The sequence below is a fragment of the Streptomyces sp. NPDC048192 genome (assembly GCF_043202415.1).
Classification (GTDB): domain Bacteria; phylum Actinomycetota; class Actinomycetes; order Streptomycetales; family Streptomycetaceae; genus Streptomyces.
The window spans coordinates 226759-253150 of record NZ_JBIDAL010000014.1; the positions used below are offsets into that span (position 1 = coordinate 226759).

Here is a 26392-nt window from a genome sequence, read left to right on the forward strand (position 1 = left end):
TCTCACGGGCCGCGCCGCTCAGCCGGTCAGCACCGTCCGCAGCTGGTCGAGACCCCAGTCCAGGTCCGCCTCGGAGACGACCAGCGGCGGGGCGAGCCGCAGGGTGGTGCGGTGGGTGTCCTTCGCCAGCACCCCGCGCTCCATCAGCCGCTCCGCCACCTGCCGTGCCGTACCCACCCCCGGCGCGATGTCCACGCCCGCCCACAGCCCGCGCCCGCGCACCGCCGTCACCGTGCCCGTGCCCGGCAGCGCCGCGAGCGCCCGGTGCATCCGCTCGCCCAGCTCCGCCGCCCGGGCCTGGAACTCGCCGGTGCGCAGCATCGCGATCACCTCCAGCGCCACCGCGCAGGCCAGCGGGTTGCCGCCGAACGTCGACCCGTGCTCGTCCGGCCGGAACACCCCGAGCACCCGCGCGCTCGACACCACCGCCGACACCGGCACGATCCCGCCGCCCAGCGCCTTGCCGAGCACGTACACGTCCGGCGTCACGCCCTCGTGCTCACAGGCGAAGGTCCGCCCGGTCCGGCCGAGGCCCGACTGGATCTCGTCGGCGACGAACAGCACGTTCCGCTCGCGGGTCAGCTCCCGCACGGCGGGGAGGTAGCCGGCCGGCGGCACGATCACCCCGTTCTCGCCCTGCACCGGCTCCAGCAGCACCGCGACCGTGTTCTCCGTCATCGCCGCCCGCATCGCCGTCAGATCGCCGTACGGCACGATCTCGAACCCCGGCGTGTAGGGCCCGAAGTCCGCGCGGGCCTCCGGATCGGTGGAGAAGCTGATGATCGTCGTCGTACGCCCGTGGAAGTTGCCGCCCGCGACCACGATCTTCGCCATCTCCGCGGGCACCCCCTTCACCCGGTAGCCCCACTTCCGGGCCGTCTTCACCGCGGTCTCCACCGCCTCGGCGCCGGTGTTCATCGGCAGCACCATCTCCATGCCGCACAGCTCGGCCAGCTGTGCGCAGAACGCGGCGAACCGGTCGTGGTGGAAGGCGCGGGAGGTCAGCGTCACCCGCTCCAGCTGGGCCCGGGCCGCCTGCACCAGCCGCGGGTGGCGGTGCCCGAAGTTCAGCGCCGAGTAGCCGGCCAGCAGATCGAGATAGCGGCGGCCCGTCACGTCCGTCATCCAGGCGCCCTCGGCGGTGGCGACGACGACCGGCAGGGGACGGTAGGTGTGCGCGCTGTGCGCGTCGGCGGCGGCGATCAGGTCTTCCGCAGCGGTCACGGCGGCCTCCGGGGACGAGGGGGGATCTCCTTCCTACCGTCGCTCGCATGGTGGACCGCGGAACCTGGCCGCGCGCCCCGCCCGGTAGGCTGATCAGCGGGCCGTGACTGGCGCGCTGGACCTTGCCGTCTGAGGGCAAGGTCCCTGGATGGGACGGACCATCGGGGAGCGGCCTGGCGGGAAACAGTGCCGTGCGCCTGGGCCGAACGTGAACGCTGTACGCAATCCGTCCGGAGGTCCTCATGCCAGAGCCCCTGTCCACCGAGTCCACCGCCTTCCGCGCCGCCCTCGACGTCGTCCGCGCTGTCGAGCCGCGCGTCGCCGACGCCATCGGCCAGGAGGTCACCGACCAGCGCGCGATGCTCAAGCTGATCGCCTCGGAGAACTACGCCTCCCCGGCCACCCTGCTGGCCATGGGCAACTGGTTCAGCGACAAGTACGCCGAGGGCACGGTCGGCCGCCGCTTCTACGCCGGCTGCCGCAACGTCGACACGGTCGAGGCCCTGGCCGCCGAGCACGCCCGCGAACTGTTCGGCGCCCGGCACGCCTACGTCCAGCCGCACTCCGGCATCGACGCCAACCTGGTCGCCTTCTGGGCCGTCCTCGCCGACCGGGTCGAGGCGCCCTTCCTTCAGAAGACCGGCGTCCGCCAGGTCAACGACCTGTCCGAGGCCGACTGGGCCGAGCTGCGCCAGGCCTTCGGCAACCAGCGCATGCTCGGCATGTCCCTGGACGCCGGAGGCCACCTCACCCACGGCTTCCGCCCGAACATCTCCGGCAAGATGTTCGACCAGCGCTCCTACGGCACCGACCCGGCCACGGGCCTCATCGACTACGACGCCCTGCGCGCCCAGGCCCGCGAGTTCAAGCCGCTGATCATCGTGGCGGGCTACTCGGCCTACCCCCGTCTGGTGAACTTCCGGATCATGCGGGAGATCGCCGACGAGGTCGGCGCCACGCTCATGGTCGACATGGCCCACTTCGCCGGCCTGGTCGCGGGCAAGGTGCTCACCGGCGACTTCGACCCGGTCCCGCACGCCCAGATCGTCACCACCACCACGCACAAGTCGCTGCGCGGCCCGCGCGGCGGCATGGTGCTGTGCGACGACTCCCTGAAGGACCAGGTGGACCGCGGCTGCCCGATGGTCCTCGGCGGCCCGCTGCCGCACGTCATGGCCGCGAAGGCGGTCGCCCTGGCCGAGGCCCGGCAGCCCGCGTTCCAGGACTACGCCCAGCGCATCGTCGACAACTCCCGCGCGCTCGCCGAGGGCCTGATGCGGCGCGGCGCCACCCTGGTGACCGGCGGCACCGACAACCACCTCAACCTGATCGACGTCGCCACGTCCTACGGCCTCACCGGCCGCCAGGCCGAGCAGGCCCTGCTCGACTCGGGCATCGTCACCAACCGCAACGCCATCCCGGCCGACCCCAACGGCGCCTGGTACACCTCCGGCATCCGCATCGGCACCCCGGCGCTGACCACCCGGGGTCTCGGCACCGCCGAGATGGACGAGGTCGCCGGCCTGATCGACCGCGTCCTGACGGCCGCCGAGCCCGGCACCACCAAGTCCGGCGCCCCCTCCAAGGCGGCCCACGTCCTGGACGAGAAGGTCTCCCAGGAGATCGCCCAGCGCGCGACGGACCTGGTGGCCGGCTTCCCCCTGTACCCGGAAGTCGACCTGGGCCGATAACTCCGTAAGGGCCAGCCAACCCAGGGGCGCGGGGAACTGCGCGACCAGCCACAACCGGTCCGCAGTCCCCGACGCACCCGGTCCACCCCCCACCTCTTGGGCCGATGACACCTCAGCCGATGAGAGAATGGGCACCATGGCCACTGCTGATCGCCCCCGCGTGCTCTCCGGTATCCAGCCCACCGCCGGCTCGTTCCACCTCGGCAACTACCTCGGAGCCGTCCGCCAGTGGGTGGCCCTGCAGGAGTCCCACGACGCGTTCTACATGGTCGTCGACCTGCACGCGATCACGGTTCCCCAGGACCCCGCTCAGCTGCGGGCCAACACCCGGCTCGCCGCCGCCCAGCTGCTGGCCGCCGGCCTGGACCCGGAGCTCTGCACCCTCTTCGTGCAGAGCCACGTGCCCGAGCACGCCCAGCTCGCCTGGATCATGAACTGCCTCACCGGCTTCGGCGAGGCCAGCCGGATGACCCAGTTCAAGGACAAGGCGGCCCGGCAGGGCGCCGAGCGCGCCTCCGTCGGCCTGTTCACGTACCCGATCCTGCAGGTCGCCGACATCCTGCTGTACCAGGCCAACGAGGTGCCGGTCGGCGAGGACCAGCGCCAGCACGTGGAGCTGACCCGCGACCTGGCCGAGCGGTTCAACGGCCGCTTCGGCGAGACCTTCGTGATCCCGTCGCCGTACATCCTGAAGGAGACGGCGAAGATCTACGACCTGCAGGAGCCGTCGATCAAGATGAGCAAGTCGGCGTCCACGCCGAAGGGCCTGATCAACCTGCTCGACGAGCCGAAGACCACCGCCAAGAAGGTCAAGAGCGCCGTCACCGACACCGACACCGTGATCCGCTACGACGTGGAGAACAAGCCCGGCGTGTCGAACCTGCTCACCATCTACTCCACCCTCACCGGCCGGTCGATCGCCGAGCTGGAGCGGGAGTTCGAGGGCAAGATGTACGGCGCCCTCAAGACCGATCTCGCCGAGATCATGGTCGAGTTCGTGACGCCGTTCCGGGAGCGCACCCAGCAGTACCTGGACGACCCCGAGACGCTCGACTCGATCCTGGCCAAGGGCGCGGAGAAGGCCCGTGCGGTCGCCGCGGAGACCCTCGCGCAGGCGTATGAGCGGGTGGGTTTCCTGCCGGCGAAGCACTGAGCCGCACGATCCGGCGCCGGGGCGCACGACCGTACGCATGTCCGGGTGGGCGGAGCGCTGCACATCACTTCCGCTGCGCCTGCCGACGGGACTTCCATGGCCGTACAGTCGATATCCGACGGCCCGAACGTGACGAACGGGACGGCCCGTACAAGACGACGGACGCGACGACAGGAGACGACGTGGGGACCGTAACGATCGGCGTGTCGATCGCGGTCCCGGAGCCTCACGGCAGCCTGCTCCAGGAGCGGCGCGCGGGCTTCGGCGACGCCGCGGCTCACGGCATCCCCACGCACGTCACCCTGCTGCCGCCGACCGAGGTCGACGAGGCGGACCTGCCCGCCGTCGAGGCGCACCTCAGCGAGGTCGCGTCGGCCGGCCGGCCGTTCCCGATGCGCCTGTCGGGCACGGGCACCTTCCGGCCGCTGTCCCCGGTGGTCTACGTCCGCGTCGTCCAGGGCGCCGAGGAGTGCACCCTGCTGCAGCAGCGGGTGCGCGACGCCTCGGGGCCGGTGGCGCGCGAGCTGCAGTTCCCGTACCACCCCCATGTCACCGTCGCGCACGGCATCGACGAGGCGGCCATGGACCGCGCCTTCGAGGAGCTGGCCGGGTTCGACGCGCAGTGGCCCTGCACCGGGTTCGCGCTGTACGAGCAGGGCGCGGACGGGGTGTGGCGCAAGCTGCGGGAGTACACGTTCGGGGGGAGCACCGTGCCCTCTCAGCCGGGGCCGTTGCGCAGCGCCGTCTCGTAGACCGGGCCCGCGCCGCACCCCGTCACAGGGGCAGCCGCCGGAACAGCGCCCGCGGTGTGTGCCGCAGCGCCGCCATCACCACCCGCAGCACCCCGGGCACCCACACCGTCTCCGACCGTCTGCGCAGGCCGAGTTCGACGGCCGTGGCGACCGCCTCCGGTGTCGTGGACAGCGGCCCCTCGCCCCGGACCTGCCCGGGCCGTACGACCATCACGTGCACGCCGGTGCCGTGCAGGGCGTCGCCGAGGCCCTGGGCGAAGGCGTCGAGGCCGGCCTTGCTGGAGCCGTAGATGAAGTCGGCGCGGCGGGCCCGCTCGCCTGCGACGGAGGACAGGACCACGAGGGAGCCGTGCCCCTGGGTCTGCAGCGCCCGGCCGGCGACCAGGCCGGCCGAGACGGCCCCGGTGTAGTTGGTCTGGGCGACGTGGACGGCGCGCAGCGGGTCCCGCTCGTCGTGGGCCTGGTCGCCGAGGACGCCGAAGGCGAGCAGCACCAGGTCGACGTCGCCGTCGGCGAAGACCTTGCCGAGGACCGTCTCGTGGGACGCGGGGTCGAGGGCGTCGAAGGCGACGGTGCGGGTGTCGGCGCCGAGCGCCCGCAGGCTCTCGGCGGCCTCTTCCAGGGCCGGTGACGGGCGGCCCGCCAGCCACACCGTGCGGGTGGAGCGGGCGATCAGCCGGCGGGCGGTGGCCAGCGCGATCCCGGACGTGCCGCCGAGGACGAGCAGGGACCGGGGCAGACCGTGGGCGTCCTTCACGTCAGCTCCTTGATACGGCGGTGTCTCCTGGCATGTCGGTGACCGTATCGCCCGGCCACGGGTGATTGGTTACTGAACATTCGCCCGCTCCACACAACGGGTGATTAGTGGGATGTCATACGAGCGTGACGCGGGGGCAGGAACGGATCGTGGACTGGCTGAAGGGACTCCCCGGCATCGGGCCGCTCGTCGCCCGGCTGACCCGGACGCACGCCTGGCACTGCTACGAGCGGCTCGACCGGGTGAAGTGGACGCGGCTGGCCGCCGCCATGACGTTCGTCAGCTTCATCGCCCTGTTCCCGCTGCTGACCCTGGCCGCCGCGGTCAGCGCCGCCACGCTCGGCCCCGGGCAGCAGAAGACGGTCCAGCACAAGATCGCCGAGCAGTTCCCCGGCGTCCTGTCCAGCCGGCTGGACATCACCTCGCTCGTCGACAACGCCGGCACCGTCGGCGTCATCGCGGGCGCCGTGCTGCTGTTCACCGGCGTCAACTGGGTCGCCCAGGTGCGGGACTGCCTGCGCGCGGTGTGGGAGCTGCCCGACCAGCGGCAGAACCCGGTGGTGGCCAAGGCCAAGGACGCGGGCATCCTGCTCGGCCTCGGCGGGGCGCTGCTGGTCACGCTCGCCGCGTCCATGTTCGCCTCGGCCGCCGTCGGCCTGGTCTCCCGGCACCTGGGCCTGGCCGAGTACGGCTGGGGCAGCGCCCTGTTGCAGGTCGCCGCGTTCGCCGTCGCCGTCCTCGCCGACCTCCTCGTCCTGCTCTACGTCCTGACCCTGCTGCCCGGGGCCGAGCCGCCGCGCCGCCGCCTGCTGGTGGCCGCCCTCCTCGGGGCGGTCGGCTTCGAACTGCTGAAACTGCTGCTCAGCGGCTACATCCAGGGAGTCGCAGCGAAGAGCATGTACGGCGCGTTCGGCGTCCCCGTGGCGCTGCTGCTGTGGATCAACTTCACCGCGAAACTGGTCCTGTTCTGCGCCGCCTGGACGGCCACGCAGAGCGCGGACGGGGAGCCGGCGGGCGGCGTCACGGACGCGGGCGGCGGCGCATCAGGTCCGGCAGCGGCCACCGGCGGTTGATCAGGAACACCGCGCCGGCCAGCAGCACCAGCGCCCCGCCCGCGACGGCCGCGGCGGTGCCGACGCCCCGGGAGCCGGGCTGCGCGCCGGCGCTCGCCACCGGCCTGGCGCCGGAGCCGTCCCCGCCCTGGGACTTGCCGCCGGAGGCGCTGGGATCCGGGCTCGGCAGGGCGCTCTTCGGCGGCACCAGCTCGCCCACCGGGTCCACCTTGCCGTCCGCCTTGAAGCCCCAGTCGAGCAGCTTGGCCGCCTCCTTGTAGACCTCGTTGTGCTCCGGCTTGTCGGGGTGCATCACCGTGACGAGCAGCACCTTGCCGCCCCGCTCGGCGACGCCGGTGAAGGTGGCGCCCGCGTTGGTGGTGTTGCCGTTCTTCACGCCCGCGATGCCCTGGTAGACGGGCACGTCGGTGTCACCGCTCAGCAGCCGGTTGGTGTTCCGGATCTCCCGGCCGCCGAACGTGGCGCGCACGGTCGAGCAGTACTCCCGGAAGTCCTTCTTCTGCAGCCCGGACCGGGCGAACAGCGTCAGGTCGTACGCCGAGGACACCTGGCGGGGCTCGTCGTAGCCGTCCGGCGAGACCACGTGGGTGTCCTCGGCCTGCAGCTCCTCGGCGTGGGCCTGCATGTCCTCGACGGTCTGCCGCACGTTGCCGTTCATCGCCGACAGCACGTGCACCGCGTCGTTGCCCGAGCGCAGGAAGACCCCGAGCCACAGGTCGTGGACGGTGTAGGTGTGGCCCTCCTTTATCCCGACCACGCTGGAGCCGGCGCCCATGCCCGCGAGGTCGGACGGCGTCACCTTGTGCGTCTCGTTCTTGGGGAAGCGGGGCAGCAGGGTGTCGGCGAACAGCATCTTCAGCGTGCTCGCCGGCGGCAGCTGCCAGTGCGCGTTGTGCGCGGCGAGCACCTGGCCGGACTCGGCGTCGGTGACGATCCAGGAACGGGCGGTGATGTCCTTGGGCAGCACCGGAACGCCCGGCGCCAGATCGACCTGGGTGCCGGGCTGCCCCAGCCGGGCGCCGCCCACGGTCGACATGTGCGCCGGGGGTGTGGCCGTCGACGTCGGGGTGGGGGCGGCGAGGGCGGCGGGCGCGGTGGCGGACAGGGACAGGAGGGTGGCCGAGGTGATCAGCAGGGATCGCCGTCCGGTCTTCTTCGGTGCGGGCACGAGCGGAAACGTACCGTTCGCAGGCTGTGACGTCCCATGACGCATCTCATCCCGGAGACGGAGCCGACCGGCGAGCGGCGATACTGTCCTCATGAAGCTCAGCCGCCCGGTCTCCTGGTTCCTGCTCGCCTTCGGGGTGTGGTCCTGGGTCATCTGGGTCACTTTCGTCAAGAACCTGGTCAAGGACAGCAGCGGGCTCGCCTTCCACGACGGTCACCCCACCGCGTACTTCTGGGTCCATCTGCTGCTGGCGGTCGTCTCCTTCGTATTGGGGACGGTCATCGGGGTCATCGGGTTGCGCGGTCTGCGCGCACTGCGCCGGACGTCATAGCCGGACCCGAGAGCGCGCGACCCGGCGAGTGCGCGCCCCCGCCCCTGTGAAGGCACTGTGAAACCCGGGGAAAACAACGCCTCGGTAAGTTCTTGCACATCTGGTCAGAAAGCCCTTCCGCTGGCTGAAACAGGTGTGATTAGGTGAGCCGCGCCACTAGGGGAGTGGCGCTTTCGTGCTGGCCAGGTAGGGCCTGTGAGGGGCCTGGGGAGGGCACCACCATGCGATCTGTTCGCATGCGCGTTCTCGTGACACTGCTCGTGCTCGCGGTCGTGGGAATCGGCGGCTGGCAGCTGCTGCCGTCGCAGGGCGACAAGAACAAGACCATCACGGTCGGTACGACGGACGCCGTCACGGACCTCGACCCGGCGGGCGCCTACGACGCCGGTTCCTGGGCCCTGTTCAGCAACGTCTTCCAGTCGCTGCTGACCTTCGAGCCCGGCGGCGTCGAGCCCGTCCCGGACGCGGCGAAGAGCTGCGCCTTCGAGGGCAGCGGGCTGAAGACGTACCAGTGCACGCTGCGCTCCGGGATCACCTTCCCGAGCGGGCGCGCGATGACGGCCGAGGACGTGAAGTACTCCTTCGACCGGGTCAAGAAGATCAACTCCGATGTCGGCCCGGCGTCGCTGTTCTCCGACCTCGCCTCGGTGACCGCCGACAACGCGACGACCGTCACCTTCCACCTGTCCTCCGCGGACGCCACCTTCCCCTCGAAGGTGGCCACGGGCGCCGGGTCGATCGTCGACAGGGACGCGTACCCGGCCGACGCCCTGCGCAAGGGCACCACGGTGGACGGCACCGGCCCGTACACGCTGGCGTCGTACGACAAGGACCAGCAGGCCGTCCTGAAGCCGAACGCCCGCTACAAGGGCTATCTCACCGGCACCGGCCGGCCGGTCGAGCTGCGCTACTACGCCGGCTCCGCCAAGCTCGAGACGGCCTGGAAGGCCGGACAGGTCGACGTCGCCACCCGGACGCTGCCGCCGGACGTGCTGTCCGCGCTGAACCCGAGCGACCCCGACAACCGCGTCAGCGAGTCCGACAGCGCCGAGACCCGCAACCTCTACCTCAACACCCGCGCGAACTCGCCGCTGCACGACGTACGGGTGCGCCGCGCGATGGCCTGGCTGATCAACCGCGAGGAGCTGGCCGGCACCGTCTACCAGGGCACGGTCGACCCGCTGTACTCGCTGATCCCGACCGGCATCACCGGCCACACCACCTCCTTCTTCGACGACTATCCGACGCAGAGCGTGAAGAAGGCGCGCGAGCTGCTCACCCAGGCCGGGGTCAGCCTGCCGGTGCGCTTCACCTTCGGCTACGGCATCGGCCGGGGCGCCGGCAAGGAGGAGGCCGCGGCGCTGAAGCGGCAGCTGGAGACGGGCGGCCTGTTCAAGGTGGACGTCCAGGGCTACGAGTGGACCGACTTCCAGAAGCGCTGGGCCGCCGGGAAGATGGACGCGTGGGCGGTCGGCTGGGTGGCCGACTACCCCGACCCGGACACCTTCGGCGCCGCCCTCGTCGGCACCGGCTCCACGATGAGCACCGGGTACAGCAACAAGCTGGTCGACCATCTCATCCTGGGCAGCCGGCAGTACGCCGACCGCAGCCGGGCCGCGAACGACTTCCGGGACATCCAGGCGGACGTCGCGCAGGACGTCCCGCTGATCCCGCTGTGGCAGCGCAAGGAGTACGTGGTCAGCACCGAGGACGTGGGCGGCGGCCAGTACCTGGACGACGGCACCGGCGTCTTCCGCCTGTGGCGCCTGACCTGGATCTGATCAGCCGGCCTTCTTCTGCCCGGCCCTGAGGATCCGCTCGACGTCGAGGGTGACCTTGGCGCCGATGGAGTCGGGCAGGGTGACGGTCTCGCCGGGGGCGTGCGGACGGTGGTTGTCGTACGTGTCCCCGGCGGGGTCCGTGAGAACGTGCAGGCGCTGATGCTTGCGGTCGACGATGACGTAGACAGGGATCTTGGCCTCGGCATAGGCACCGACCTTGGTGCGGAGGTCGGTGCGGTGGTTGCTGGACGTGACCTCCAGAACCATGCGGAAGCAGACGGGGTCGTAGCAGTTGTTCTCGACGTAGTGGTCCCGGTAGTCGGCGTCGACCAGGGAGAGGTCCGGGATCGCGTAGTCCTCGGCCCCCGTCGGCAGCCAGAGGCCGATTCCCTGAATCAGTCTCGATTCCGCCCCATGGAGACCGGCAGCCATGAAGGGCGCCATAAGGTCGGTCAGGGCATCGCCATGGGGTCCGTCGGGGGGCGGGGACACGAGGATCTGGCCTCCGATGATCTCGACGCGGTAGCCCGGGTTGCGTTCCATGAGCCGGTTGGCCTCTGCGATCAGCGGACGCTCGCCATGGGGCCGCTCGACGGCTGCTGCGGACATCAGGTGCCTCCCGTGGGCCGGTGTCGAGAGCATCATCGTAGGCAGCCGGAACCCGGGGTGTCCCGTTCCGGCACGTTCACCCGGAAGTGATCACTCGCCCTCCCGCCCCCTGCGCCCCGGATCCGGCAGCGCCTTCGTCATCCCCGGCAGGAAGTCCGTGAACAGCTCGTGGACCTCCAGGACCAGGGGGCGCAGGACCCGGAAGCGGGCCAGGGACACGCCCCGCGCGGTCAGCCTCGCCCCCCGCCGGGCCAGCCGGTAACTGCGCTCGCGGTCAGGCGTCCGGTCGAAGATCCAGTACAGCACCAGCCCCATCTGGGCCAGCCACATAAACTCCGGCAGCACGTCTCTGAGTTCGGCCGCGACCTTCGCCTTCGACCCGGCCAGCACCTCCCGGTGGACGGCGATCGCCTGCTCGCGGGCGTGCTCGCTCTCCGGCGAGAAGGGGCTGAGCGGGCTGTCGGGGTCGGCGGCGTTCTTGAAGAACTGCACGGCGAACTCGTGGTACGGCCGGGCGATGTCGAGCCAGACGGTCAGCACGCCCGCGAGCCGCGCCTCCAGATCGGTCTCCCGGTCCAGGACCTCGCGGACCGCCGCCCGGTGCTCGGCGGCGATCCGGTCGTAGAAGCCCTGGATCAGGTGTTCCTTGCCCTCGAAGTAGTAGTAGGCGTTGCCGACGGAGACCCCGGCCTCCTGGGCGATGGCCCGCATGGTGGTCTTGTCGTACCCGCGCTCCTGGAACAACCGCATCGCGGTCTCGAGGATCAGCGCGCGGGTCTGCTCGGACTTGCTGCTGGGGGAGCCGGCCGCCTTCGGGCCGTCGTTCTTCGCGGGCACGTGCCGAGCCTAACCAGTGGCCCGGGCGCCCTTCGCGGTCAGCCCCGGCGGCCCAGCTCCGGGCGCTTGGTGTAGTCCGTGAGGCCGAGGACGTTGCCCCACGGATCGGCGATCTCCACGGTCCAGCCGGTGGCCACCGGGAACACCCCGTCCAGCGGCTCGATCCCGGCGGCCGCCAGCTCACGCGCCGCCACCCGCGCGTCCGGCACCTCCAGCCAGACGCGCGGCGCCGGCCAGGGCGGTGTGCGCTGCCCCAGTTCCTCCTCCAGGCGCAGCAGGATCCCCGGCGTCTCCGCGCCGACCTTCAGCAGCGCGATCCCGCCCTCGTCGAACCGGAACCCCACCCGGAACCCGGCCCGCTCGTAGAACTCGACGGCCTTTTCCAGGTCCCCGACGGGGAGCAGGACGTTGTCGAAGCCGAGCAGCTCGTAGGACTCTTCGTCTGACATGTCGTCAGATTAGAACCGGGGAGCGTGGAAACCCCGGCAAAAACGCCCGAGGGCCCCGCTTCCGGAGGATCGGAGGCGGGGCCCTCGGGGACGGCCGGGACGATCAGTAGCGGCGCGTGATCAGCGCGCGCTTGACCTCCTGGATCGCCTTGGTGACCTCGATGCCGCGCGGGCAGGCGTCCGTGCAGTTGAAGGTCGTACGGCAACGCCACACGCCGTCACGGTCGTTGAGGATCTCCAGGCGCTGCTCGCCCGCCTCGTCACGGCTGTCGAAGATGAAGCGGTGCGCGTTCACGATCGCGGCCGGGCCGAAGTACTGGCCGTCGTTCCAGAACACCGGGCAGGACGACGTGCACGCGGCGCACAGGATGCACTTGGTGGTGTCGTCGAAGCGCTCGCGGTCCTCGGGGGACTGCAGCCGCTCGCGCGTCGGCTCGTTGGTGTCCTTGGTGACCAGGAACGGCATCACGTCCCGGTACGCCTGGAAGAACGGCTCCATGTCCACGACCAGGTCCTTCAGGACCGTCAGGCCCTTGATGGGCTCGATCGTGATCGGCTTCTCGGGGTTGATGTCCTTGATCAGCGTCTTGCAGGCGAGGCGGTTCTTGCCGTTGATCCGCATCGCGTCCGAGCCGCAGATGCCGTGGGCGCAGGAACGGCGGAAGGTGAGGGTGCCGTCGATGTCCCACTTGATCTTGTGCAGGCCGTCGAGGACACGCTCCTTCGGGTCGATCTCCAGCTGGAAGTCTTCCCAGGACGCCTCCGCCGCGACCTCCGGGTTGAACCGGCGGACCCGGAAGGTGACCGTGATGTAGGGGGAGTCGGCGAAACCGGGCTCGGGCTTGCCGGCCGCCTCTTCCTTGTCCAGAACAGGGGTAGCCATCAGTACTTACGCTCCATCGGCTGGTAGCGGGTCTGGACGACCGGCTTGTAGTCGAGACGGACGGTTTCCGAGCCGTCGGCGCCGACCTCGCGGTACGCCATGGTGTGGCGCATGAAGTTGACGTCGTCGCGGTTCGGGTAGTCCTCGCGGTAGTGACCGCCGCGGGACTCCTTGCGGGCCAGGGCCGACACCGCCATGACCTCGGCCAGGTCCAGCAGGTTGCCCAGCTCGATGGCCTCCAGCAGGTCCGTGTTGAACCGCTTGCCCTTGTCCTGGATCGCCACGTTCTTGTAGCGCTCCCTGAGCTCGGCGATCTTCTCCACGGCCGTCTTGATCGTCTGCTCGGTGCGGAACACCATGACGTTGGCGTCCATGGTCTCCTGCAGCTCACGGCGCAGGGTCGCCACCCGCTCGCTGCCGGTGGAGTTGCGCAGCCGCTCGATCTGCTCGACGACGAAGGACTCCGGCGCCTCCGGCAGGTCGACGTAGTCCGCCTTCGCCGAGTACTCGGCGGCGGCGATGCCGGCGCGGCGGCCGAACACGTTGATGTCCAGCAGCGAGTTGGTGCCCAGACGGTTGGCGCCGTGCACCGAGACGCAGGCGACCTCGCCGGCCGCGTACAGGCCCGGGACGACGGTGGTGTTGTCCGCCAGGACCTCACCCATGACGTTCGTCGGGATGCCGCCCATCGCGTAGTGCGCGGTCGGCTGGATCGGGATCGGGTCCGTGTACGGCTCGATGCCGAGGTAGGTCCGCGCGAACTCGGTGATGTCCGGGAGCTTGGCGTCCAGCTGCTCCGGCGGCAGGTGGGTCAGGTCCAGGTAGACGTGGTCGCCCTCGGGACCGCAGCCGCGGCCCTCGCGGATCTCGGTGTAGATGGAGCGGGACACGACGTCGCGGGACGCCAGGTCCTTCATGACGGGAGCGTACTTCTCCATGAAGCGCTCGCCGTCCTTGTTGCGCAGGATGCCGCCCTCGCCGCGGGCGCCCTCGGTGAGCAGGATGCCCATGCGCCAGATGCCGGTCGGGTGGAACTGGAAGAACTCCATGTCCTCCAGCGGCAGGCCCCGGCGGTAGACGGCGGCCTGGCCGTCACCGGTGAGGGTGTGCGCGTTGGAGGTCACCTTGAAGAACTTGCCGCAGCCGCCGGAGGCGTAGATGACGGCCTTCGCCTGGAAGATGTGGATCTCACCGGTCGCCAGCTCGTAGGCGACGACACCGGCGGAGCGCTTGACCCCGTCGACCTCGGTGATCAGCTGGTCCAGGACGTAGAACTCGTTGAAGAACTCCACGCCCTCCTTGACGCAGTTCTGGTACAGCGTCTGGAGGATCATGTGGCCGGTGCGGTCCGCGGCGTAGCAGGACCGGCGGACCGGGGCCTCGCCGTGGTTGCGGGAGTGACCGCCGAAGCGGCGCTGGTCGATGGTGCCGTTCGGGGTCCGGTTGAACGGCAGGCCCATCTTCTCCAGGTCGAGGACGGCGTCGATGGCCTCCTTCGCCAGGATCTCGGCGGCGTCCTGGTCGACCAGGTAGTCACCGCCCTTGACCGTGTCGAAGGTGTGCCACTCCCAGTTGTCCTCCTCCACGTTGGCGAGCGCGGCGGCCATGCCGCCCTGCGCGGCGCCCGTGTGGGATCGGGTGGGGTAGAGCTTGGTCAGCACGGCGGTGCGGCTGCGCTTCGTGGCCTCGATGGCGGCGCGCATGCCCGCGCCGCCGGCGCCGACGATGACGGTGTCGTACTTGTGGATCTTCATAGTTCTCGCAGCCCCGTGCCTAGCGGATGTTCGGGTCGAAGGTGAAGATCACCAGCGTGCCCAGCAGGATGGTCCACACCGTGGCGGTGTACAGCAGTGCCTTCAGCCACATGCGGGACGCCGGCCGCTCGGCGTAGTCGTTGATGACCGTGCGCAGGCCGTTGGCGCCGTGCAGCATCGCGAGCCACAGCATCAGCAGGTCCCAGACCTGCCACCAGGGGGACGCCCAGCGGCCGGCCACGAAGGCGAACCCGACCTTGGACACGCCGCCGTCCAGCACGAGCTGGATCAGCAGGTGGCCGATGACCAGGATCACCAGCACGATGCCGGACAGGCGCATGAACAGCCACGCCGCCAGCTCGAAGTTGCCCCGGGTCGACTTCGGGGACTTCTTGGTCCGCTTGCGCGGCGCCTCGATCAGCGGGGCCGGGTTGTCGACGGAGTAGCCGGCGGTCCCCTCGACGGGGCCGACTCCGGAGGCGGGGGTTTCAGTCGTGGACATCGGCGTCAGCTCCCAAACAGGACACGGGCGGCGTGGCCGAGGACCGGGTAGATCGCCCCGAGCATCAGCACGATCCAGACACCCATCACGGCCCAGAACATCTGCTTCTGGTAGCGCGGGCCCTTCGACCAGAAGTCGACGGCGATGACGCGCAGGCCGTTGAGCGCGTGGAAGAGGATGGCGGCGACGAGGCCGTACTCCAGCAGCGCGACGATCGGCGTCTTGTACGTGGCCACGACCTTGTCGTAGGCCTCGGGGGAGACACGCACGAGAGCGGTGTCCAGCACGTGAACGAACAGGAAGAAGAAAATGAGGACGCCGGTGACTCGGTGAGCCACCCAGGACCACATTCCTTCCCGGCCGCGGTACAGCGTTCCAGCCGGCACGGAAGAACCCTCCGGGAGCGGGGACTAGGGCCGCGCCGGCTTCGGTGTCGGTCGGGCCCGGCCGGGTACGGTCCACCGGCCCCCAGCATCGTAGCGAGGCCCCGCGGCGTGCTTTACCGGGGGCCTACCTGGTGTGATCAAATTGGCACCGGATGGGGGAGCGGCGATGCGGGAGCGCCCCCCGGAGCGAGGCCGCGAGTCTCGCCCTCGCCAGCCGCCGCAGCTCGTCCGCCGCCGTCACCCGCTCCTCCTCGGGATCGTTCGTCAATCGTGACCGGATGGCCTCCAGGACCCGGTCGAGGCATTCGTCCGGCGGGGCATCGCCCAGGTAGATGACGAACGCGTGCCCGAACCGGGCCTCGTACGCCGCGTGGGCCGCGCTCAGCGCCATGTGGGCGGCCGAGTAGGCGTCCGCCGGCAGCTCGGGAAGGGTCTCCCCCGCCAGGGCCTGCCCCAGATCCGCCGGCGACAGATCGTACGCCGCCTCGTCCGCCGCGGCCAGCAGGGAGTCCAGGTCCGGGTAGGGGCGGTGGTCCGCGACGCGGTGCGCCCAGCGCAGGCTGCGCAGGCAGTGCAGCAGGAGCGCGCGGGCCTCGTCGGCGGGAGCCGCGTTGAAGGCGTCGAGGGGCCTGGGGATCGAGGGGAGGCGGTGGGCGGCCAGCGTGGGTCCTCGCGTCACTGTGTGGCGTGGCAGGGGATGCTGTGAAATGTGTGTCGTCAGGTTATCGAGAGTGGTCACTGTGTGTCGCTGAGGTACCGGAAATTCACCCGGACGGAAGAGTTTCGGAGCCTTCGGATGACGGGTGACGCGCGGATCGGTCGTACGTTGGCGGGGTGACCCAGCACAGGCGCCGTGCTCCGGCGCAGCAGGCGATGCGGAAGCGGGCGGTGGTGGCCGCCGCGGTCGTCGGGACCGTCGCGCTCGGCACGGGGATCGGCGTATGGGCCTCCTCGGGCGGCGGCGAGCCGGACGGCGGCGCGGCGCCGGCGCGGACGCCGTCCGGCCGGGTGACCGGCACCTCCCCCGGAACGGCGGCCACGCCCCGGGCCGGCACCACCCGGTCCTATCCGCTGTCCCAGGCGCCGCGCACGATCCCCGCGGTGCGCTCCCACACGGCGGCGCGCGGACCCGGCTGGAAGCCAGCGAAGGCGGACCGGGTGGTCGTCAGCGACGCCGAGCTGGCCGACGAGGGCCGGCTGATCGCCGGTGAGCTGGGGCTCGCCTACGCGGGCGAGAAGGACGACGTGCGGGCGGGCGACGTGCGGCTCGCGCTCGGCGGCGGCGGGAACCAGGAGTCGTACACCATGACCGTCCGCGACGGGCGGGTCGACATCAGCGGGCCCGGCGAGGCCGGCGTCTTCTACGGCACCCGGACCCTGAAGCAGGAGGTCCACGGCGGCGGCACGGCCCCCGAGGGCGTCGTGCGGGACGAACCGGCCAAGCCCGTGCGCGGGTTCATGCTGGACATCGCGCGCAAGCCCTTCTCCGAGACCTGGATCGAGGACCGGATCCGCGAGCTGGGGGACCTGAAGTTCAACGAGCTGGGGCTGCACTTCTCCGACGACCAGGCGTTCCGGATCGAGTCCAGCACCCACCCCGAGATCGTCTCCCCGGATCATCTGACCAAGGCGCAGGTCAGGAGGATCGTGGCCCTGGCGGACAGCCGGCACATCACCGTCGTGCCCGAGCTGGACTCGCCGGGACACCTGGGCGCCGTCCTCGCCGCCCACCCCGACCTGCGGCTGCGCAACGCCTCCGGGGTCGTCACCAAGGGCGCGATCGACATCTCCAAGCCGGCCTCCGCCAAGCTCGTCGACGACCTGCTGAACGAGTACGCGGGCCTGTTCACCGGCAGCCAGTGGCATCTCGGCGGCGACGAGTACCAGGCGCTCACCGTGAAGGACCCGGGGGCCTCCTACCCGCAGCTCGCGGCCGCCGCCCGGCAGAAGTACGGCGCCGGCGGCACCGTCGCCGACCTCGCCACCGGCTGGCTCAACGACCGCGCGAACACCGTCCGCGCCCACGGCAGGACCATGCGGGCCTGGAACGACGGCTTCTACCGCGGCACCTCCGTGCAGGCGGCCAAGGACCTGCAGGTCGCGTACTGGACCGGCAAGGAGATCGGCGCCCGGCAGCCGGTGGAGTACCTGAGCGCGGGCCGCAAGGTGCTGAACTACAACGACGAGTTCCTCTACTACGTCCTCGGCCAGCCCCAGACCTTCGTCTATCCGACGGGGCAGCGGATCTACCAGCAGTGGAACCCGCGGGTGCTGCGCGGCACGACGGCCGTCCCGGCCCAGTACGACGGGCAGATCCCCGGCGGCTCCTTCGCGGTGTGGTGCGACTTCCCGGGCGCCCAGACCGAGGCCCAGGTCGCGGCCGGGATCCGGATGCCGCTGCGGGCCACCGTGCAGAAGCTCTGGTACCCGGACACGCCCCCCTTGTCCTGGACCGACTTCCAGAACCTCGCCAACCGGCTTGGCTGAAAACAGTCACTGTGACACTCCCGCGCCGTCTCACGCAGTAAAGGGAAGTGCGGGCTCCGTAACGGTCGGCGCCCCGGCGAGGGAGACATTTCATGAGCCTGGTGGAACTGATCGCACAGGCCGACGAACGTGGACTGGCCGCCGGTGGGCTGGCTTGTTTGGATCGGTGCCTGCCGCTGCTCGGCGCCGACGACGAGGTGCTGCGGCCCCTGTGGGCGAGCCTCGCCGACGGCTCCGACTGGACACCGGGCCTTGAGAAGGCGCGCGCCGCCGTCCCCGCCGGGGAGCCGGACGGCGAGGCCGCGCTGCTCGCCCGCCGGATGCTGGACGCGGCCCCGGCCGAGCGCACCGCCGACGCGGTACGGCAGTGGGCCGACGCCTGCTCGGTCGCCTCCCTGCGCATCCACCGGCTGCTCGACCCCGCGGCGGACGGTGCCCCGGCGGACGGCATCGACGCCGGGCGCGCCGGTGACACGGCGGACCTGCCTCCCCTCGTCGCGGCCGAGCTGCGGCGCCAGACGGCGGTGCTGGAGCTGCTGGCCGCGCACGGCACGCAGGGGCTGCGCCGCGCGCTGGACCTGTCCACCGAGGGGCGGCGGGTGCTGCGGGCGGTGGTGTCCCGCCGCGAGCGCAACGAGTCGGGGACCGGGGGCTGAGCGCCCCGGCGGTCCGGCGCCGGTCAAACCCCCTGCCGTGGGCGAGTCCTGTGACTGTCGTGCGGTGGATGTGGGGCACTTCGGCACGTTCGGCGAAACGCCCGGTAACCCGGTGACGCCGGAGCGGGCCGCCTCGCTCTTCCCTATGTGACAGCCCAGTACGTGACAGCACAGCAGGAGACCAGGCCGCACGCGGCGGCGAAGCCCGTGCGGTGGGCCGCGGACGCGGTGGCGACGATGCGCGAGGGCGCCCGGATCCGGCTCGACTACTCGGCGCAGAGCCTGTGGCGGCTCGACCGGATGATCGAGGAGATACGCCGCGAGGGACCGCCGTACGCCGCCGTCGAGAGCGCGCTGCGCGGCTTCGGCGCCTACGCGGGCGAAGTGATCGTCCGCCAGAGCGGCGCCGAGTGGTGGACGAGCGGCGGCGACCACTGGGTGCGCACCCCCGACGGCCGCCTCTGGGACCCCCTGGACGAGGCCCGCCGCGCCTACGAGGGCCACGGCTCGCTCCGCCTGCTCTGCCGGGACGCGACCGGCTCCCACTGACCGGCGCCGGCTCACCGGCCCCGCCGAACCGGCAGGCTCCCGCCCAGCGGCCGGCTCCCGCCGACCGACCCGGGACCCGCCGAACCGGCAGGTTTCCGCCGACGCGGTTGGCTGGCGCCGAGTGGCCGGGGCCGGCTGGACCGGCACCGACGTGACCGGCTTCCGCTGAACCGGCCGCGGACCCGCCGAAGCGGTCGGCTGGCGCCATAACGGCCGGGCCCCGCCGAACCGGCAGGTTTCCGCCGACGCGGTTGGCTCGCGCCGAGTGGCCGGGGCCGGCTGAACCGGCACCGACGTGACCGGCTTCCGCTGAACCGGCCGGGACCCGCCGACCGGCCGGCTCGCGCCATAACGGCCGGGCTCCGCCGAACCGGCAGGCTTCCGCCGAACCGGCAGGCTTCCGCCGAAGCGGTCGGCTGCCACTCACCGGCCGGAACCCGCATGTGCGGCGGGTTCCGGCCGGGAGCGTCACGGTGTCAGGGTGGAGCCCAGGGCCGCGTCGGTGGGTGTGCCGAGGGTCGTCTTGCCGAGGACCGCGGTCTGCGTGTAGCCGAGGCCGGAGCTGTTGCTCGGCAGGTACATGAGGATGCCGTCGCCGCCGTCCTCACCGCCCGCGCCGAGCGTCAGGTCGGCCCGCCCGTACCCGGACAGGTCGGTCAGCGACACCGCCGTACCGAGCTGGTCGCCGCTCTCGGTGGAGCCGGGGACGCCCGAGGTGTCCTGCGAGATCCCGGTCGCGCCGGTGCCGGTGATCCCGGTCGCGCTTCCCTTCAGGAGGAGCACCTGACCGGCGTTGACGCGGTTCACGCCGTCGCGGGTGATGTCCTCGTTGGGGACGCCGGCCAGCACGTCGGGGTAGCCGTCGCCGTTGTAGTCGCCCGCGGAGACCGACCAGCCCATGGCGTCGCCGTCCTCGGCCGCGCCGGGCACCCCGCTGGTGTCCTGGTTGATCGTCTTCATGCCGGTGGTGGTGAACCCGGTGGAGGTGCCGAGCAGCATGGTCACCTGGCCGCCCTTGTAGGCGCCGGACTCCGAGGTGTACGGCTGGCCGATCACGATGTCGTCGTAGCCGTCGAAGTTGAAGTCGGCCGCGGCGATCGACCGGCCGCCCTTGACGCTGAGCACGCCCTGCTTGGTCAGCCCGTTCGCCGAGCCCGCGAACCGGACCACCCGCGAAACACCGCCCGCGTCACGGTAGTTGAGGGCGACATCGGGGTATCCGTCCCGGTTGAAGTCACCGGTGGCGGCGTCGAGGTAGGCCACGGAACCGGTGGCCGTGGTGAGCGTGCCGGAGGTGGTGGCGCCGCCCGTCAGCCGGACGTTCCAGTTGCCGCCCTTGCCCGTGCCCGCGCTGAACACGTCCGCCTTGCCGTCGCCGTTGAAGTCGCCGACCGCGACCGTCGAGCCCAGCTTGGCTCCGGTCGCCGTGACGCTGCCGGAGGTGGTGTAGGAGAAACCGGTGTTGAGGGATGGGCCGTACATGACCGTGACCGAGCCGCGGTCGGCGTGGCCGCTGGTGTCGTCCTCGCCGGGAGCGCCGATCGCGAGGTCGGCGTAGCCGTCGCCGTTGACGTCGCCCCAGGCGGTGGCGGCGCCGAAGTTGTCACCGGCCTCGGTGGAACCCGGCACGCCCGCGCTGTTCTGGGTGAGCGTGATCTTCCTGGCCGTGGCCGGGCCGTTCACGCCGCCCGGCACCACCGTCACCGAGTTGGCCTTCGGGGTGCCGGCGACCAGGTCGGGCAGGCCGTCGCGGTCGACGTCCGAGGTCGGCAGGGCGTGCGAGATCCCCGGGGACTTGGCGAGCGTGGCGATCAGCGGCAGCTTCTTGTAGAGGCTGTCGCCGGGGCACAGCGTGGAGTTGGTGTCCCGGTGGCCGAAGACCCGCGGCAGCGTGATCTGCTGCCCCTGCGGGATCAGGTTGCCGTCCTGGCCCTTGGGGCTGCCCGAGGTCAGCGTGACCTTGCCGGTCGGGTCGATGCCGTACATCCCGAACTTCCACGCCACGATCCGCGCGATCGAGTCCAGCGCGGCCCGCGAGGGCTGGGCGGTCATGTAGTTGCCGATGTAGGAGATGCCGACCGTGTTCGTGTTGAACCCGATGTCGTGCGCGCCGACGACCGGCAGGTCCATCCCGCCGCTGCGGCCCTCGAAGATCTGCCCGCAGCGGTCGACGACGAAGTTGTAGCCGATGTCGTAGTAGCCGCGGGAGAAGTGCTCCTGCTGGATGGTGCGCATCCGGGCCCGGGAGTCGGCGCAGGACAGCGTGTTGTCGCTGTCGACGCCGGTGTGGTGGATGACGGCGGCCTTGATCTCCGTGCCGTAGCTCGGCGTGCCGTCGTAGTCCGTGGACGCGCCCCACTCGGCCTGCGTGATGATCGGCGGCTTGGCGACCGTGGACGGCCGCGGCGCGGGGACCGTGCTGGTCGGGGTGGGGGAGACGGTCGTCGACGCGGAGTCCGTCGGGGACGGGGTGGTGGACGCCGAGGTGGAGTCGGCCGGCGTCGGCGTGTCCGCCGGTGTCTGCGTCGGAGTGTCCGTCGCCGTCGCCGTCGCCGTCTCCGCGGCCGAGGCGGACGTCGAGTCGGTCGCCGTCGGGGTGACGTCCGCCGCGAACGCGGCCGGCTTCGGGCCGCCCGCCGGGTCGGTGCCGGGGTCGAGGAGCCGGACGTCCATGCCCTTCGGCTGGCCGCCCGCCTCGGTGCCGTCGGCGTTCACCAGGCGCACCTGGACGCCATCGGAGTCACCGGTCCACAGCGAGGCCGTGCCGCCCCGCGCGGCGCCGGGGCGCGCGGCCTCCGCGCCGTCCGCCTGGTACGGGTCCTCGGGCAGCTTCTGCCATCCGGACCACGTGCCGCTCTCCCGGTCGCGGGTGCGCACCTCGGGCGTGCCCTTGGCCTTGGCGTGGGCGTCGTCCCAGGTCAGCAGCAGCGCGCTGAAGCGGTCCGTGTCCTTCTGTCCCAGTCCCGCGCGGCCCGCACCGCGGCTTTCGAGCTTCAGCGTGTGGACGGCCGCCCTGCGGCTCTGCCCCTTGCCGCCGGACTGCGCCGCCGGGTCCGCCATCGCATACGTGACGATGCCGGCACCGCTCAGCACGACCGCTCCGGCCGTCAGCCACGCCCGTCTCTTCAGACTCAGCGGTTTGTACACACGGGTCCTGCGAGGACTCACTGATCCCACCCCTAGACGATGAACACGATGGCACCACCAGGCACAGGCGACGCCACTTACACAGCGCACAGGCCCGCGCGAACATCACCGGACCGCTTCACCCGGCCGCCAACGGGCGTACGGGGAAGGCGGATTGCCCGCTCCGAGGCGCACTCTTCCGGGCCGTGCCGCCGGGCGGGGCGGACCGCCGCCTGTGACACATCTGTGAGCCCCGGCGCTGATCACCGTGGGACATGGAGCACGTGCGGCCGTGTCGCACGACGTGGACTCGGTGCGCGGGGGCACGGGTCCTGGGCTGGGTACGGACGAGGACGGTTCTTGGGCCACGGAGGGGAACCCCGCCGCCGGCAGGCGTACGACGGGGAGCTGGGCGCGGCCGTCGCGCGGGCCCAGGACGGCGACGAGACTGCCTTCGCGGTGGCCTACCGGCTGGTGCAGCCGGGTCTGCTCGGCTATCTGCGCGGCCTGGTCGGCGACGACGCCGAGGACGTGGCCTCCGACGCCTGGCTGGAGATCGCCCGCGACCTGGGCCGGTTCCGGGGAGACGGCGCCGGTTTCCGCGGCTGGACGGCGACCATCGCCCGGCACCGGGCCCTGGACCATCTGCGCCGCCTGCGGGTGCGGCCGCAGGCCGCGCCCCTGGAGCAGGACGCGCTGAACGTGCCCGGCCCGCTGAGCACCCACGACCAGGCCCTGGAGACGCTGTCCACCGAACGGGCGCTGGAACTGGTGCGCAGCCTGCCGCGCGACCAGGCCGAGGCCGTCCTGCTCCGGGTGGTCGTCGGCCTCGACGGCCCCGCCGCCGCACGCGTCCTCGGCAAACGCCCCGGCGCCGTCCGCACCGCCGCCCACCGCGGGCTGAAACGTCTCGCCCGCCATCTGGGCGCCCCCGACCCGCACGGCAGGTCGGCCCCGGACGACGGCCCCCGGAGGCCGGGCGAACCGGCATGAACGGCAGCGCGCGGGAGCCGTATTCATAGGGCGGTGGTGATCCAGGGGCCGTACGGGACCTGGGGGCGCCGGTGATCCGGCTCCGCGCCGGGCTGGGCGGGGGCCGGTTCCGGGCCGGCGCGGGCTCCCGGTGGTACGGCGGACGAGAACAGGGACGGGCATGGGCGAACGGCACAGCGGCGACGGGACCCCGGGACGCCGGCGCGCGCACCCCGGCGGCGCCCTCCCCGCCCCCGGCCCCACGCACGGGGACCCGGACTTCGAGGCACGGCTCGGTGCCGCCCTGCGCGGCGGCGGTGCCGACGCCGAGGCCGAGCGCCGGGCCGTGGCCGCCTTCCGCGCGGCCCGCGAGACACCGGCGCCCCGCCTGCGCACCCGGCGCCGGGACGACTGGCGGCGCGCGGCACCGGGGCGTGTCCGGCTGCCGTGGAAGACCGCGCTCCTTGTGACGCTGGCGAGCCTCGCGCTGGGCGGCATCGCCGCCGCGGCGATCGGCTCCGCCGCTCCCGGCCACGTCGGCCACCCGGACACCCCGCGACCGGCCCGGCCATCGGCGAGCACCCCACTCCCGCCGGCCGCACCCGGAGCGTCCACCGCAACCGGCGGCGGGCGTGCGGGCACCCCCTCCCCGCGCCCGCACCGTCCGGTCGGCGCCCGGGACACGGCCGCCCGCTGCCGTGCCTACGCGCGGGCCGGAGCGCCGGCCTCGACGGCCTGGCAGCGACTCGTCACCGAGGCGGGCGGCGAGAACGAAGTCGCCGCCTGCTGCGCGGCCGCGGTGACGCACGCCACGACCGGAAACGGGACGCACCACGGGACGTCCGGGCCGAGCCCGGCCGCAGGAGGCCGGAAGGCGAAGGCGGCGAACGGTCGCTGACCGAAGTCCGGTCGCCCGAGGGGCGTAGCCCGGGAAAGGCAACGGCCGGGGCCGCCACCCCCCACAGGAGAGGCCCCGGCCGTCGCGCGGTCGGGCCGCGCACGGCCCGTATCTTCTACAGCGCCGTGCGTGGCTTTTCTGTCACACCCGGCCACCACCTGTCCTCACCCTGCGCACATCCATACCTGGTCACGAGTTAGTTGCATCTTCTACGGACATGGACGAAGAGCGGTTTCACGCCGTAACGTGCCTTTCGCGCCGACCGGAAATCAGGCGTAAAGGGAGTCAGGTGCTGGGGGACGACGCGGAGCTGACCGCCGCGGTGCGATCGGCACAGGACGGGGACGAGACCGCGTTCCGTACTGTGTACCGCGCGGTGCATCCACGGCTGCTCGGATACGTACGCACACTCGTCGGTGATGCCGACGCCGAGGACGTGGCCTCGGAGGCCTGGCTGCAGATCGCCCGTGACCTCGACCGGTTCAGCGGAGACGCCGACCGGTTCCGCGGCTGGGCCGCGCGGATCGCCCGCAACCGCGCCCTGGACCACATACGCATGCGCGGCCGCCGCCCCGCCATAGGCGGCGACGAGACGGAACTGACCGGCCGGCCCGCCGAGTCCGACACGGCCGGCGAGGCCATCGAGGCCCTGACCACCGACCGCACCCTCTCCCTCATCGCGCGGCTCCCGCAGGACCAGGCCGAGGCGGTCGTCCTGCGCGTCGTGGTCGGCCTCGACGCCAAGAGCGCCGCCGAGACCCTCGGCAAGCGCGCCGGCGCCGTACGCACCGCGGCGCACCGCGGTCTGAAACGGCTGGCCGAGCTGCTCGGCGACGATCCGGAATCGGCGGGCGTGCTCGGCGCGCTCCCACCCCAGCGAGAACCGCGCCGCGGCGCGGTGTCGTCCGCAACTGTGACGGATACGCGTGCGCGGACGCAGAAGGACATGTGATGGCCGACGAGCAGTACAAGTGGCTGGACCGTGAGACGGCGGAACGCCTGCTGCGCGGTGAGTCGCTGGAAGCCGTCGACCCCTCTGCCCGTGACCAGGCCGAACGTCTCTCCGCGGCGCTCGGCGCGCTGTCCGCCGAGGCGGTCCCCGCCCCCGGCGAACTCCCCGGTGAGCAGGCCGCCCTGGCCGCGTTCCGCAAGGCCCGCGAGGCCGCCGACGCCGAGCGGACCGCCGCCCGTGCCGCCGGCTCGCGCGTTCACGGTGCCGACGCCGGCCTGGTCCGCATCGGCGCCCCGGCCCGTTCCGGAATCCCGGCCCGCCGCCCGCTCTGGGGCCGCCCGGTGCGCCTGGCGCTCGCCGCCGTGGTGGCCGTGGGCGCGGTCGGCGGGGTCGCCATGGCCGCCGGGACCGGGATCCTGCCCACGCCGTTCGCGCCCGAGCGCCCCGGACCCGCCGCCTCCGTCTCCGCCGACGGCACCTCCGGCGCACCGCTGTCCCCGGCCTCGCCGCAGGGCACCGCGGGCACGTCCCCGGGGCCCGGCGTGCCGAGCGGCAGCGCGGGCGCGTCCCGCGGCGGCTCCGGCGAGGCCGCGGGACCGGACGGGCGTACCGGCACCAACAGCCCCTCCGGCTCCGGCGCCCCCACCGGCGCCTCCGGCAACCGGTGGAAGGACGCGACCGCCGCCTGCCGCGACCTCAGAGCCGGCAAGGAACTCGACTCCGCCCGCCGCCGCGCCCTGGAGAACCTGGCCGGCGGCAGCTCCCGGGTGAGCGGGTACTGCAAGGCCGTCCTGGCCACGGCCGGTTCCGGCGAGGACGCGACGGGCGGCGACAAGGGCGCCGCGAACGGCGACGGCGGAAACGGCAAGGGCAACGGCAAGGGCAAGGGCGACGAGAACGGCCAGGGCGGCGACGACGAGGGCAACCCCGGCCGCGGCGGCGACGGCCACGGCACGGGCCAGGGCGGCGGCCAGGGCAACGGCAAGGGCGGCGGCCAGGGCAACGGCAAGGGTGACGGCCAGGGCAACGGCAAGGGGCACCACGCAGTCGCCCCCACCCGCACCACCACCCTCGGCCCGACCCCCAGCCCGACCTACACAGCGCTCTGACCTGCGCGTTCCCTGGTCCCAAAAAATTCTCCGCGCGGGGTGTGACGTTTTCGGGGCCCGGTACGCAGTACTGAGTGAGCCGACTGGTCATCGGCCGTCGCACTGAGCCGGGGTTCCCCCCGTACCCACGGCTCGTGCACCTGGCGCGGGGGGGGCCCCGTGCCCCCCCCCCCCCCCCCCCCCCCCCCCCCCCCCCCCCCCCGGGGGCCCCCCCCCCGCCCCCCCCCCCCCCCCCCCCCCCCCCCCCCGGCCCCCGGGGCCCCCCCCCCCCGCCCCCACGCCCCCCCCCGGTT

General features: G+C 72.2%; 25 protein-coding genes and 1 riboswitch. Of the genes, 13 read left to right on the forward strand and 12 right to left on the reverse strand.

The features are described from left to right. Positions 1-18: 18 nt before the first annotated feature. The gene (gene rocD, locus ACGFZN_RS29025) at positions 19-1224 is read right to left on the reverse strand and encodes an ornithine--oxo-acid transaminase (protein ID WP_393861419.1); all 1206 of its coding nucleotides are present in this window, start codon (positions 1222-1224) and stop codon (positions 19-21) included. Positions 1225-1317: 93 nt separating this feature from the next. Next, positions 1318-1434: riboswitch (ZMP/ZTP riboswitch) on the forward strand. Positions 1435-1466: 32 nt separating this feature from the next. Here rocD and ACGFZN_RS29030 point away from each other — a divergent pair. The 3 genes from ACGFZN_RS29030 (at position 1467) to ACGFZN_RS29040 (ending at position 4820) form a co-directional block, all read left to right on the forward strand. Further along, complete coding sequence (locus ACGFZN_RS29030; RefSeq protein WP_393861420.1) at positions 1467-2915, forward strand: glycine hydroxymethyltransferase; 1449 nt, start codon at positions 1467-1469, stop codon at positions 2913-2915. Positions 2916-3051: 136 nt separating this feature from the next. Continuing rightward, positions 3052-4068 carry a tryptophan--tRNA ligase gene (trpS, locus tag ACGFZN_RS29035; protein WP_393861421.1) on the forward strand — a complete coding sequence of 339 codons (1017 nt, stop codon included), beginning with the start codon at positions 3052-3054 and terminating at the stop codon, positions 4066-4068. A gap of 182 nt (positions 4069-4250) precedes the next feature. Then, positions 4251-4820 carry a 2'-5' RNA ligase family protein gene (locus ACGFZN_RS29040; protein ID WP_393861422.1) on the forward strand — a complete coding sequence of 190 codons (570 nt, stop codon included), beginning with the start codon at positions 4251-4253 and terminating at the stop codon, positions 4818-4820. 22 nt (positions 4821-4842) lie between these two features. On the opposite strand, the gene ACGFZN_RS29045 is transcribed toward ACGFZN_RS29040, so the two are convergent. Continuing rightward, on the reverse strand, positions 4843-5577 hold the full coding sequence (locus ACGFZN_RS29045) for a decaprenylphospho-beta-D-erythro-pentofuranosid-2-ulose 2-reductase (protein ID WP_393861423.1): 735 nt from the start codon (positions 5575-5577) through the stop codon (positions 4843-4845). A gap of 149 nt (positions 5578-5726) precedes the next feature. Between ACGFZN_RS29045 and ACGFZN_RS29050 the strand changes: the two genes are divergently transcribed. Then, entirely contained in the window at positions 5727-6650 is a 924-nt protein-coding gene (locus tag ACGFZN_RS29050) for a YihY/virulence factor BrkB family protein (RefSeq protein WP_393861424.1), read from the forward strand. Here ACGFZN_RS29050 and ACGFZN_RS29055 read toward each other — a convergent pair. Then, positions 6598-7818: a D-alanyl-D-alanine carboxypeptidase family protein gene (locus ACGFZN_RS29055; RefSeq protein ID WP_393861425.1), complete on the reverse strand. Its 1221-nt coding sequence runs from the start codon at positions 7816-7818 to the stop codon at positions 6598-6600. The two genes, ACGFZN_RS29050 and ACGFZN_RS29055, sit on opposite strands and share 53 nt — an antisense overlap. A gap of 91 nt (positions 7819-7909) precedes the next feature. Here ACGFZN_RS29055 and ACGFZN_RS29060 point away from each other — a divergent pair, with 91 nt between their 5' ends. Together ACGFZN_RS29060 and ACGFZN_RS29065 are read left to right on the forward strand one after the other, a co-directional pair. Further along, positions 7910-8149: an SCO4848 family membrane protein gene (locus ACGFZN_RS29060; protein WP_393861426.1), complete on the forward strand. Its 240-nt coding sequence runs from the start codon at positions 7910-7912 to the stop codon at positions 8147-8149. 236 nt (positions 8150-8385) lie between these two features. After that, complete coding sequence (locus ACGFZN_RS29065) at positions 8386-9930, forward strand: ABC transporter substrate-binding protein (RefSeq protein ID WP_393861427.1); 1545 nt, start codon at positions 8386-8388, stop codon at positions 9928-9930. Here the strand turns inward: ACGFZN_RS29065 and ACGFZN_RS29070 are convergent, their stop codons facing one another. The 8 genes from ACGFZN_RS29070 to ACGFZN_RS29105 form a co-directional block, all read right to left on the reverse strand. After that, the gene (locus tag ACGFZN_RS29070; protein ID WP_393861428.1) at positions 9931-10539 is read right to left on the reverse strand and encodes a Uma2 family endonuclease; all 609 of its coding nucleotides are present in this window, start codon (positions 10537-10539) and stop codon (positions 9931-9933) included. It lies immediately after the preceding gene. Between the two features lie 90 nt (positions 10540-10629). Continuing rightward, complete coding sequence (locus ACGFZN_RS29075) at positions 10630-11376, reverse strand: TetR/AcrR family transcriptional regulator (protein WP_393861429.1); 747 nt, start codon at positions 11374-11376, stop codon at positions 10630-10632. Positions 11377-11414: 38 nt separating this feature from the next. After that, on the reverse strand, positions 11415-11825 hold the full coding sequence (locus ACGFZN_RS29080; protein WP_393861430.1) for a VOC family protein: 411 nt from the start codon (positions 11823-11825) through the stop codon (positions 11415-11417). A 103-nt stretch (positions 11826-11928) separates the two neighbouring features. Further along, positions 11929-12708 carry a succinate dehydrogenase iron-sulfur subunit gene (locus ACGFZN_RS29085; RefSeq protein WP_393861431.1) on the reverse strand — a complete coding sequence of 260 codons (780 nt, stop codon included), beginning with the start codon at positions 12706-12708 and terminating at the stop codon, positions 11929-11931. Next, on the reverse strand, positions 12708-14462 hold the full coding sequence (gene sdhA, locus ACGFZN_RS29090) for a succinate dehydrogenase flavoprotein subunit (RefSeq protein ID WP_393861432.1): 1755 nt from the start codon (positions 14460-14462) through the stop codon (positions 12708-12710). Before sdhA ends, ACGFZN_RS29085 begins: the two co-directional genes overlap by 1 nt. Before the next feature lie 19 nt (positions 14463-14481). Next, positions 14482-14964 (reverse strand): succinate dehydrogenase hydrophobic membrane anchor subunit, encoded by a 483-nt coding sequence (locus ACGFZN_RS29095; RefSeq protein ID WP_393861433.1) that lies wholly within the window; start codon positions 14962-14964, stop codon positions 14482-14484. Between the two features lie 5 nt (positions 14965-14969). Then, on the reverse strand, positions 14970-15350 hold the full coding sequence (gene sdhC / locus ACGFZN_RS29100) for a succinate dehydrogenase, cytochrome b556 subunit (protein WP_330338202.1): 381 nt from the start codon (positions 15348-15350) through the stop codon (positions 14970-14972). A gap of 124 nt (positions 15351-15474) precedes the next feature. Beyond that, positions 15475-16029: a 2-oxo-4-hydroxy-4-carboxy-5-ureidoimidazoline decarboxylase gene (locus tag ACGFZN_RS29105; RefSeq protein ID WP_393861434.1), complete on the reverse strand. Its 555-nt coding sequence runs from the start codon at positions 16027-16029 to the stop codon at positions 15475-15477. A gap of 194 nt (positions 16030-16223) precedes the next feature. On the opposite strand from ACGFZN_RS29105, the gene ACGFZN_RS29110 reads away from it, so the two are divergent. The 3 genes from ACGFZN_RS29110 (at position 16224) to ACGFZN_RS29120 (ending at position 19042) form a co-directional block, all read left to right on the forward strand. Beyond that, positions 16224-17837 carry a glycoside hydrolase family 20 protein gene (locus ACGFZN_RS29110; protein WP_393861452.1) on the forward strand — a complete coding sequence of 538 codons (1614 nt, stop codon included), beginning with the start codon at positions 16224-16226 and terminating at the stop codon, positions 17835-17837. A 92-nt stretch (positions 17838-17929) separates the two neighbouring features. After that, positions 17930-18493 carry a hypothetical protein gene (locus tag ACGFZN_RS29115; RefSeq protein ID WP_393861435.1) on the forward strand — a complete coding sequence of 188 codons (564 nt, stop codon included), beginning with the start codon at positions 17930-17932 and terminating at the stop codon, positions 18491-18493. A gap of 162 nt (positions 18494-18655) precedes the next feature. Continuing rightward, complete coding sequence (locus ACGFZN_RS29120; protein WP_393861436.1) at positions 18656-19042, forward strand: hypothetical protein; 387 nt, start codon at positions 18656-18658, stop codon at positions 19040-19042. A 468-nt stretch (positions 19043-19510) separates the two neighbouring features. On the opposite strand, the gene ACGFZN_RS29125 is transcribed toward ACGFZN_RS29120, so the two are convergent. Then, a complete protein-coding gene (locus tag ACGFZN_RS29125) occupies positions 19511-22135 on the reverse strand; it encodes an FG-GAP-like repeat-containing protein (protein WP_393861437.1) in 2625 nt (874 codons plus the stop codon). A 393-nt stretch (positions 22136-22528) separates the two neighbouring features. Between ACGFZN_RS29125 and ACGFZN_RS29130 the strand changes: the two genes are divergently transcribed. From ACGFZN_RS29130 to ACGFZN_RS29145, 4 genes are all read left to right on the forward strand, one after another. Further along, positions 22529-23161, forward strand: a complete 633-nt coding sequence (locus ACGFZN_RS29130; protein WP_393861438.1) for an RNA polymerase sigma factor — start codon at positions 22529-22531, stop codon at positions 23159-23161. A 160-nt stretch (positions 23162-23321) separates the two neighbouring features. Then, positions 23322-24038, forward strand: a complete 717-nt coding sequence (locus ACGFZN_RS29135; RefSeq protein ID WP_393861439.1) for a hypothetical protein — start codon at positions 23322-23324, stop codon at positions 24036-24038. 289 nt (positions 24039-24327) lie between these two features. Further along, complete coding sequence (locus ACGFZN_RS29140; protein WP_393861440.1) at positions 24328-24990, forward strand: RNA polymerase sigma factor; 663 nt, start codon at positions 24328-24330, stop codon at positions 24988-24990. Then, entirely contained in the window at positions 24990-26099 is a 1110-nt protein-coding gene (locus ACGFZN_RS29145; RefSeq protein ID WP_393861441.1) for a hypothetical protein, read from the forward strand. The genes ACGFZN_RS29140 and ACGFZN_RS29145 overlap by 1 nt, the downstream gene beginning before the upstream one ends. Positions 26100-26392 lie beyond the last annotated feature (293 nt).